The 8,905-nt window shown below is 32.0% G+C and carries 10 protein-coding genes; 2 read left to right on the forward strand and 8 right to left on the reverse strand.

Features of this window, described 5'->3' with window-relative positions:
• Window positions 1–1,307, reverse strand: a 1,307-nt coding sequence (locus O9267_RS14545; RefSeq protein WP_298180845.1) for a choice-of-anchor J domain-containing protein, incomplete at its 3' end; no start/stop codon positions are given.
• A gap of 190 nt (window positions 1,308–1,497) precedes the next feature.
• Here O9267_RS14545 and hflX point away from each other — a divergent pair.
• Window positions 1,498–2,724 carry a GTPase HflX gene (hflX, locus tag O9267_RS14550; protein WP_298180847.1) on the forward strand — a complete coding sequence of 409 codons (1,227 nt, stop codon included), beginning with the start codon at window positions 1,498–1,500 and terminating at the stop codon, window positions 2,722–2,724.
• Between the two features lie 57 nt (window positions 2,725–2,781).
• On the opposite strand, the gene O9267_RS14555 is transcribed toward hflX, so the two are convergent.
• From O9267_RS14555 to O9267_RS14585, 7 genes are all read right to left on the reverse strand, one after another.
• On the reverse strand, window positions 2,782–3,672 hold the full coding sequence (locus O9267_RS14555) for a DUF3078 domain-containing protein (RefSeq protein WP_298180849.1): 891 nt from the start codon (window positions 3,670–3,672) through the stop codon (window positions 2,782–2,784).
• 101 nt (window positions 3,673–3,773) lie between these two features.
• A complete protein-coding gene (locus tag O9267_RS14560) occupies window positions 3,774–4,280 on the reverse strand; it encodes a DUF2480 family protein (RefSeq protein WP_298180851.1) in 507 nt (168 codons plus the stop codon).
• Between the two features lie 72 nt (window positions 4,281–4,352).
• Window positions 4,353–4,676, reverse strand: a complete 324-nt coding sequence (locus tag O9267_RS14565; protein ID WP_298180854.1) for an SUF system Fe-S cluster assembly protein — start codon at window positions 4,674–4,676, stop codon at window positions 4,353–4,355.
• 53 nt (window positions 4,677–4,729) lie between these two features.
• Complete coding sequence (locus O9267_RS14570) at window positions 4,730–5,137, reverse strand: GxxExxY protein (RefSeq protein WP_298180856.1); 408 nt, start codon at window positions 5,135–5,137, stop codon at window positions 4,730–4,732.
• Window positions 5,138–5,254: 117 nt separating this feature from the next.
• Entirely contained in the window at window positions 5,255–5,674 is a 420-nt protein-coding gene (locus O9267_RS14575) for a SufE family protein (RefSeq protein ID WP_298180858.1), read from the reverse strand.
• Window positions 5,664–6,107: a hypothetical protein gene (locus tag O9267_RS14580; protein ID WP_298180860.1), complete on the reverse strand. Its 444-nt coding sequence runs from the start codon at window positions 6,105–6,107 to the stop codon at window positions 5,664–5,666. Before O9267_RS14580 ends, O9267_RS14575 begins: the two co-directional genes overlap by 11 nt.
• A 10-nt stretch (window positions 6,108–6,117) precedes the next feature.
• Window positions 6,118–7,332, reverse strand: coding sequence for a cysteine desulfurase (locus O9267_RS14585; protein WP_298180862.1), 1,215 nt, complete (start codon window positions 7,330–7,332; stop codon window positions 6,118–6,120).
• A gap of 195 nt (window positions 7,333–7,527) precedes the next feature.
• On the opposite strand from O9267_RS14585, the gene O9267_RS14590 reads away from it, so the two are divergent.
• Window positions 7,528–8,886 carry a serine hydrolase gene (locus O9267_RS14590; protein ID WP_298180864.1) on the forward strand — a complete coding sequence of 453 codons (1,359 nt, stop codon included), beginning with the start codon at window positions 7,528–7,530 and terminating at the stop codon, window positions 8,884–8,886.
• Window positions 8,887–8,905: the final 19 nt, after the last annotated feature.

Below are 8,905 nucleotides of genomic sequence, written 5' to 3' on the forward strand. Positions count from 1 at the left end.
ACTGGTGGATCACAATTTTCTTGTTGTATTACTAATGTATAACCTACAGTTTGTGTAGTAGCACTTGAAGAAACTACTATTATATATGTACTTCCTGCCGTTACAGCAAAATTATCTATAAATCTTACAGTTGAATTAGTACTAGCAGCTCCAGCCAAACAAGCTCCTCCTACTGGACAAGCTCCATAAATAAACACAGATGAGTTTGGTCCTGTCGGAGTTAATTTTACACTTATTAATCCAGTAGTTGCTGCTGTGTAACTATAAAAAACTTCATTACCACCCATATAATTAGTAGCGGCTGGTGCAGCTCCACAACCCGCTCCTTGAGCAACATCTACTAAATCTAAAAAGTTTCCTGTATTGTCAGAATTTTGATAAGGTAAAGCTGTAACTTGAATTGGATCAGCACAAACAGCACCATAATTAAGAGTATTAAAATTAAATGGTGGCGAACACTCGCTCACATTTCCTGGTCCGCAAACATTTTGAACTGAAAATTGGTATTGCGTATTAGGAGCTAAATTACTTAAAACACAAGTCACAACATTTCCTGCAACTGTTATACCTGGCGAAGTTGTGTTCAACCCTAAAATAGTTGGGTTACAAGTTAGTCCAACTCCTAAAACTGCATACTCTAAATTCCATGTGGTTGACCCTGTTGGAATTGTCCAACGAATAGTTGCATTATCTGCTGTAGATGAAATGAACAATGAATTAGTTGTAGGCATACATTTAGAAACCAAACTAATGTCATCTAACGCCCATCTCTCTCCCCAAGTTGTTGGTGTTGCTGTAACTTCTTTTACAAAAGCAATATGAACTGTCTGACCTACTGCTGCAATTGTTGTTGGAATATCAACTGTTTGCAATTTACAAACATTATATTCATTACTAGGATTCATTTCGTTTTCAGTGTAAGACTTTAACGGAACATAAGCAGTCAATATACTTGGATCAGCATTTGTAGAAAGCATTACTTTGTAAACAGTTCCTAAATCTTCTTGAAATGACTGACGGGTTGTAAATCGTATCTGAGCATTTGCAGGAATAGTAAGCTGATTTGTTACTAAATAATCCTTTGAAGAATTGCCTGGCCCAATATTCTGTCTGTTAACAACAGCAGCGTTAGAACCTGCACAAACGGCTGTAGCCGAGGTAGTAACTGCAAAAAGAGTAGTTCCTGAACCTGTGTGATAGGCATTCCAGCCCGCAGGTAAAGAAGTGGAAGAACCTTCAAACCCTTCTTGACTATAACCAAATAATGTGCAAAAAAATAGTATAAATACTAACGTAATTTTTTTCATAATTATGAAAATTTAAAATGGTTTTTGATTGTTTGTTTGATTTTTTTGAATCCCAAATATAAAAAAATATCGCAAAGTTGTATCACAAAATTATTTTTATACGATGAAATACCTTTTTCTAGTAGCGAATGGTTATTTTTTTTAACAAAATGATGTTAATAATGTCTATTTTTGTCGTTCAAATTGTATTATGTTAGAAAAAGAAAAGACAAATTTTGAAAAAACAGTAATTGTTGGAATCGTTACTCAAAATCAAAGTGAAGAAAAACTTGTTGAATATTTAGACGAATTAGAGTTTTTAACTTTCACTGCTGGCGGAGAAGTTATAAAGCGTTTTTGGCAAAAATTGGAGCGTCCAAATCCTAAAACATTTTTGGGAACTGGAAAAATGGATGAAATTCATTATTATGTAAAAGAGAATTCAATTTCAACCGTTATTTTTGATGATGAGTTATCACCTTCTCAACAAAAAAACATATCAAAACTTCTTGATTGTAAAGTTTTAGATAGAACAAATCTTATCCTAGACATTTTTGCACAAAGAGCTGAAACTTCTTACGCAAGAACGCAGGTTGAACTGGCTCAATGTCAATATTTATTACCGAGACTTTCTGGAATGTGGACACACCTTGAGCGTCAAAAAGGAGGAATTGGACTTCGTGGTCCTGGTGAAACAGAAATTGAGACTGACCGTCGTATTGTTCGTGATAGAATTGCTTTGTTAAAGGAAAAAATTAAAACCATTGACAAACAAATGTCAATTCAACGAAGCAATCGTGGTGCTATGGTTCGAGTAGCTCTAGTTGGTTACACCAATGTTGGAAAGTCAACCTTAATGAATGCTGTTGGAAAAAGTGATGTTTTTGTTGAAAACAAACTATTCGCAACTTTAGACACAACGGTTAGAAAAGTGGTTATTAAAAACTTACCTTTTTTACTTTCGGATACCGTTGGTTTTATCAGAAAATTGCCAACGCAATTGGTAGAATCTTTCAAAAGCACATTGGATGAAGTTCGAGAAGCCGATTTATTACTTCATGTAGTTGATATTTCGCATCCCGATTTTGAAGATCATATTGAGTCAGTAAATCAGATTTTGATGGATATTAAAAGCAATAATAAACCAACGATAATGGTTTTTAATAAAATAGATGCCTACAAACATTTGACCATTGATGAAGATGATTTAATTACCGAAAAAACCACCAAACATTATACTTTAGACGAATGGAAATCGACTTGGATGCATAATGTTGGCAGTAAAAACGCATTGTTTATTTCGGCCACTGAAAAAGAGAATTTTGAAGAGTTCAGAGAAACTGTATACGAAGCAGTAAGGCAAATTCATATTACTCGTTTTCCTTATAACAAATTCTTGTATCCAGATTATAAAGATGCCATTGAAAAAGAAGAATAAAAAAAGTCCTTTAGAGTTTATTTCTAAAGGACTTTTTTAGTGTTTTTATGTATATAATTAAAAGTTGTAATTCAAACCAAGTCCAATAACTTGTCTAGTTTGAAAACCTCTAAAAGAGTTGTCGTCATAAATAGTTTGAAAAGCAAAGTTAGTAGAAAGAAATTTATTTATTTTCATTGCTACATTTAATTGATAATCTAAATCAACATTTTGAGGATCTTCTAAATAGTTTGTGTAAAGATTTAAAATATTTTCAACAGAAACATTTTCCATTAAATTAAATTTATAGTACCCATTTACGGCAGCACCAAATTCATATCGATTGGTTCTTCCTAAGTCAACACCAAAAGAACTACTAGCTACTGTAAATTGTTTGTCAACGTATATTAATTTTGATGTAGCTGGTGCAAAATTGAATTTTAAATTATCACTTTTTTTCCACATCATACCTGGTCCAAATTGTAGAAAAGTTGGTGATAAGAAGTGAGAAGTTTTAATTCCTGAATCTTTGTCAAATCCAGAATCCATTTGAGTTCTTCCGTTAAAAAAAGCGGAATAGTACCAGTATCCAAAAGCTTTTTTACCTAAAAGAGAGTTTAATTCTATACGGTCATCCGTTTTTTGAACATCTGCATCTTTTATTTTGGTTAATCCATAACCAGCAATTACTTTATTATCCCAACTCCAAGTGTTTTTCTTGTAATTAAAATCATAATTAACTCCAATGTTTCCTGAAATATTACTTTGTCCTCCTGCTAACCAATTGTTGAATGTTGCTTGATTTGCAAGAAAAGAGAAAGTTCCTCCTTTTTTCCAGCCATCAGGTAAATCAGATGTTTTTCTTGAAGCTGCTGCTTCATTTTTTTTAAGATTTTCTTTTTCAGCATCTTGAGCAAGAGCACCATTAAAGGCTAAAACCAATGCTACCGTAAGTAAAATTTTTTTCATTTAGTATTTGTTTTAAAATTTTTCGAGTGCAAAGGTAGTAATACATTTGACTTTAACAAATTTTATCCGAAATGTAAACAATTGATATAGTTGTTCTTAAGCTATTTTGCTTTTTTAAACATTGGAACGGCCGAACAAGCTTCGCCGTACATTATGCTTCTAGCAAATGGTTGCAAATATTGAACTGCAAGAACATAAGCACTTTCAGGAACTGGTTTTTTAGAGCATCCTTTGATGATAACGGGTTTATCTTTGTATATAGAATAGTCTATTTTTTGAAGTATTTCTTGATATAATGAAGATTCAAGTGTTTCTAAATTACCTAAAACAACTTTTTTGGCAAAAGCAGAAGCATGAACAGTAACTAAAATACTTGCCCAAGCCGGAATTATGGCGTCTGTCGAGCAATGAATGGCAACAAAATGATTTTCATATTGCGACCAATCATGATTTTTCAATGCTTCACGAAAGTCTTTTTCTTTTAAAATGATCCCTTCATAAAGCCATTGCGAAATATCAATTTGTGTTCGAGTTCCATTTGGATAATGATCTTCCAAATCGAAAACTTCGAGTACCGAATTGGCAACTTTATTTATAATTTCATCCATTTTATTAGTTCTCAGTTGCAGTTTTCAGTCGCAGTGATACTGATTACTGCGACTGAAAACTGAAAACTATTTCTAAAGCATTCCTAATTCTAATTTAGCTTCCTCACTCATTAAATCTTTGCTCCATGGTGGATCAAAAGTAATTTCTACTTCGCAAGATTTTACAACTTCGATTTTTTGAACTTTTTCCTCTACTTCACGTGGTAATGTTTCTGCAACAGGACAATTTGGCGATGTCAAAGTCATTAATACTTTCACCTCATTGTCTTCATTAATCATTACATCATAAATTAAACCAAGTTCGTATATATCAACAGGAATTTCGGGGTCATAAATACCTTTTAAAACCTTAACAACACTTTCTCCTAAATTGATATCATCTTTAAATTCTTCCATTTTTATTTTTTTAAACCATTTAAGGCATTTGAGGTCATTTAAGTTCAAACTAACTAATCTTCTAATAACCTATAATTATGATTAACGTATGTTTTTTGACCCTCTTTAAATATATTAGTAACATTAAAATTTATTATTAATCCCATAGAAACATCTAATAAGTTCATATAAGATAAAACTTGAGCTTCATGAATTGGTAATACTTTTTCAATTGATTTTAACTCTACAACTAATTGATTTTCAACAAATAAATCACATCTCAAATTAGCGTCTAATTCTAATCCTTTATATTCTATTGGAATTATTAATTCGGTTTCAAAATAAATGCCTCTAAATTCTAATTCCCTTTCCATACATTTATGATAAACACTTTCTAAAAGTCCTGGTCCAATTTCTTTATGAACTTCAATCGCAGCACCATTTACTTGATAAACTATATCTTTAAGATAGGATTTCGTCATAATATGTAATATTCAAATTTTTACCATAAAGAAATTTAAGTTCATAAAAGACTTAGAAATTCATTGTCCAAAGCTTTCAGAAATTAAACTTAAATGACCTTAAATTTCTTATATGGTTTAATTTTTAGCATTGTACGCCAAAGCATACATTTTTATTTGTTTTACCATCGAAACCAATCCGTTAGCGCGTGTTGGCGATAAATGCTCTTTTAAACCAATTTCGTCTATAAAATCTGTTTTTGCTTCTAAAATATCTTTTGCTTTTTGATTTGAAAAAGCTCGAATTAGAATAGCAATTATTCCTTTTGTCAAAATTGCATCACTATCGGCAGTGAAAATAATTTTATCGTCATTTTGTTCTGCATGAACCCAAACTTTTGACTGACAACCTTTTATTATATTGTCATCGGTTTTATATTTTTCATCTATTAATGGTAATGCTTTCCCTAAATCGATAATATATTCATAACGTTGCATCCAATCTTCAAACATTGAAAACTCATCAACTATTTCATCTTGTATTTCTTTAATTGTCATTGTTTTCTTTTCCAAATGAAACTATTTTGGTAACTAATTTTTCAATTTCAACTGGCGGAAATCCGTGATCAAAATTAAGTGACTCATACTCTTTTTCTTTATAAGCGATTTTTATTTTTGCCATTGGAGCACCATCATAAAATCTTTTTTGAGTTGGATCTTTATATGTTGATAAACTATCTAATTGAACTGTTTCAAAAGCATTTACTAATTCTTTCCAATCGGCATCAGATATTTTTGTAGTTACTCCTTTTCCTTCTTCGTTTCTGTTATTAGAAATAGAGACTTCTTGATTTTGAATGATAATTTTTTGATAAAATCCACGTGTATTTGCAATGTATTCAATTGAAGCATTTGCTAAGTCATTTTTTGTTTCTTGTGAGCAACCTTTTCCTAAGAAAATAGTTAGTAAAATCATTGTAATTACTTTCATATCTAGTGTTTTATGACAACATCATTTGTGCTTTTTTAACAGCTTCGACAAATATATCAATTTCTTCTTTAGTGTTGTAAAAAGCGAAACTTGCTCTTATCGTTCCAGGAATTTTATAAAAATTCATAATAGGTTGCGCACAATGATGTCCAGTTCTTACTGCTATACCTAATTTATCGATAATCGTGCCAATGTCATACGGATGAATACCTTCGATATTAAACGAAATTACTGAAGTTTTGTTTGCGCTTGTTCCGAAGATTTTCAAACCTTCAATTTCTAGTAATTTTTCGGTTGCGTAACCCAATAAGTCGTTTTCGTATGCCGCAATATTTTCAAAACCAATTTCATTCAAATAATCAATTGCGGTTCCAAGTACAATTCCGCCTTCAATATTGGGTGTTCCTGCTTCAAATTTGTGTGGCAAATCGGCATAAGTGGTTTTTTCAAAAGAAACAGTGGCAATCATTTCGCCACCACCTTGATATGGAGGCAGTTTTCGAAGCCATTCTTCTTTTCCATATAAAATTCCAACACCTGTTGGTCCGCAAATTTTATGTCCTGAAAACACATAAAAATCACAATCTAAAGCTTGAACATCAGGTTTTAAGTGTGGTGTTGCTTGAGCACCATCAATCAAAATAGCAGCTCCAACTTCATGCGCTTTTTTAATCATATATTCAATAGGATTAATTGTTCCTAAAGCATTTGAAATATGATTTACAGTTACAATTTTAGTTTTTTCAGAAAGTAATTTGTCAAAGTATGACATAATCAGTTCGCCATTTTCATTCATCGGAATCACTTTCAAAACAGCTCCAGTTTTTTCGCACAACATTTGCCAAGGCACAATATTACTATGATGTTCTAAAGCAGAAACCAAAACCTCATCGCCAACTTTCAAAATAGAAGCAAATCCGTTAGCAATAGCATTTATAGAATGAGTGGTTCCTGATGTAAAAATCACTTCATGCGAAAATTTAGCATTGATGTGGCTTTGAATTTTTCCTCTCGAAATCTCATAAGCATCAGTCGCTAATTGACTCAAAGTATGAACGCCACGATGAATATTAGCATTAATTTCTTCGTAATATTTGGTTATAGCATCAATCACTACTTTAGGTTTCTGCGATGTAGCTCCGTTATCGAAATAAACAAGTGGTTTTCCGTTCACTTTTTGTGAAAGAATCGGAAAATCAGCTCGTATCTTTTGTATATCTAACATTTCTTTATTTAGAATTTTTCTAAATACAAAAGTAATAAAATTGAAACTGATTATTACCAAACAGATGTTAATAATTATTGAATGTTTGTGTAAAATTATAAGTCATACAAGGTCAAATAAGTTTTATCTATCTTTTATACTCTTAAATGTCTTATGTAATTCAAATTTATTAAATTGCATCAAAATCCATTTCAAATGAAAAAATTTCTGAAAATCTTCGCAATTCTTCTTGTTGCCGCATTAGTTTATCTAAGAATTACCATTTATCCACAACTTGATTTGATTTCAGGTTTCTCTGCGAAAAGTGTGGCTTCGGGACATTTTTTAGACAATCGTTCGTTGAAAACTATTCAACAAGGCGATAATGATATTGAAAAAATAGATTGGGCAACCAACGAAATTAATGATGCTGAACAATTTGTAACTTCAAAAGTTTATGGATTAAAGGAACGAAAAGCGATTTACCGAGAAGGTTTGGGTGCAACGTTAATTAATGATGATTTTGATGTTTCAAAACAGTATAAAGTTCCAAAAAGAACCAAAACCATCAACAATTTACCTTTTCCTTATGGAAATTTAGAGCCAAAAGACACCATTTTTTCAAACATTGATTATGCCAAATTAAATGCAGCTGTTGAAAATGCTTTTGATAAAAAAGTAGAAAAAAATAAGCGAACTCGCTCCATAATTGTGATTTACAAAGACAAAATTATTGCCGAAAAATACGCTGATGGTTTCAATAAAAACTCAAGAATTTTAGGTTGGTCAATGACGAAAAGCATTACTGGAACTTTATTTGGAATCTTGCAAAAACAAGGTAAAATCGACATCAAAAAACCAGCTCCAATTGATGAATGGAAGAACGACGAACGAGAAAAAATTACACTAAATGATTTGCTTCACATGAATTCTGGTTTGGAATGGGAAGAGAAATATGATAAAATTTGTGATGCTACTAAAATGTTGTTTATTGAAGAAGATATGGCCAAATCGCAAATCAATAAACCATTGGTTGGAAAACCAAATAACAAATGGAATTATTCATCGGGAACGACCAATTTATTGAGTGGAATTTTAAGAAAACAATTCAAAACGCATCAAGAGTATTTAGACTTTTGGTACAGCAATTTATTAGACAAAATCGGCATGAATTCAGCTATTGTTGAAACCGATATGGCTGGGAATTTTGTTGGTTCGTCTTATGGTTGGGCAACAACTCGCGATTGGGCAAAATTTGGCTTATTGTACTTGCACAAAGGCAATTGGAACGGCGAACAAATCTTTGACGAAAGTTGGGCAAAATACGTGTCAACACCAACGAATACATCCAACGGAAATTATGGGGCTCAATTTTGGTTAAACGCAGGCGGAAGATTCCCAAATGTCCCAAAAGACATGTTTTACGCAAGTGGTTTTCAAGGACAAATGGTGGCAATTTTTCCAAGCAATGAAATAGTTATTGTGAGAATGGGCTTAAAAGAAGACCCTGAATTTGATTTTGATGGATTGTTGAGTGGAGTTGTTTCTTCTCTAACAGCAAAGAACGCAAAGTAAAAAAAGAGCGCAAAATTTA

This window comes from Flavobacterium sp. (genome assembly GCF_027531705.1).
GTDB lineage: Bacteria > Bacteroidota > Bacteroidia > Flavobacteriales > Flavobacteriaceae > Flavobacterium.

Coding starts and splice junctions, on each gene's coding strand:
- hflX (WP_298180847.1), top strand. CDS start 1,498: ATGTTAGAAAAAGAAAAGACAAATTTTGAAAAAACAGTAATTGTTGGA.
- O9267_RS14555 (WP_298180849.1), bottom strand. CDS start 3,672: ATGAAAAAAATTTTACTTACGGTAGCATTGGTTTTAGCCTTTAATGGT.
- O9267_RS14560 (WP_298180851.1), bottom strand. CDS start 4,280: ATGGATGAAATTATAAATAAAGTTGCCAATTCGGTACTCGAAGTTTTC.
- O9267_RS14565 (WP_298180854.1), bottom strand. CDS start 4,676: ATGGAAGAATTTAAAGATGATATCAATTTAGGAGAAAGTGTTGTTAAG.
- O9267_RS14570 (WP_298180856.1), bottom strand. CDS start 5,137: ATGACGAAATCCTATCTTAAAGATATAGTTTATCAAGTAAATGGTGCT.
- O9267_RS14575 (WP_298180858.1), bottom strand. CDS start 5,674: ATGACAATTAAAGAAATACAAGATGAAATAGTTGATGAGTTTTCAATG.
- O9267_RS14580 (WP_298180860.1), bottom strand. CDS start 6,107: ATGAAAGTAATTACAATGATTTTACTAACTATTTTCTTAGGAAAAGGT.
- O9267_RS14585 (WP_298180862.1), bottom strand. CDS start 7,332: ATGTTAGATATACAAAAGATACGAGCTGATTTTCCGATTCTTTCACAA.
- O9267_RS14590 (WP_298180864.1), top strand. CDS start 7,528: ATGAAAAAATTTCTGAAAATCTTCGCAATTCTTCTTGTTGCCGCATTA.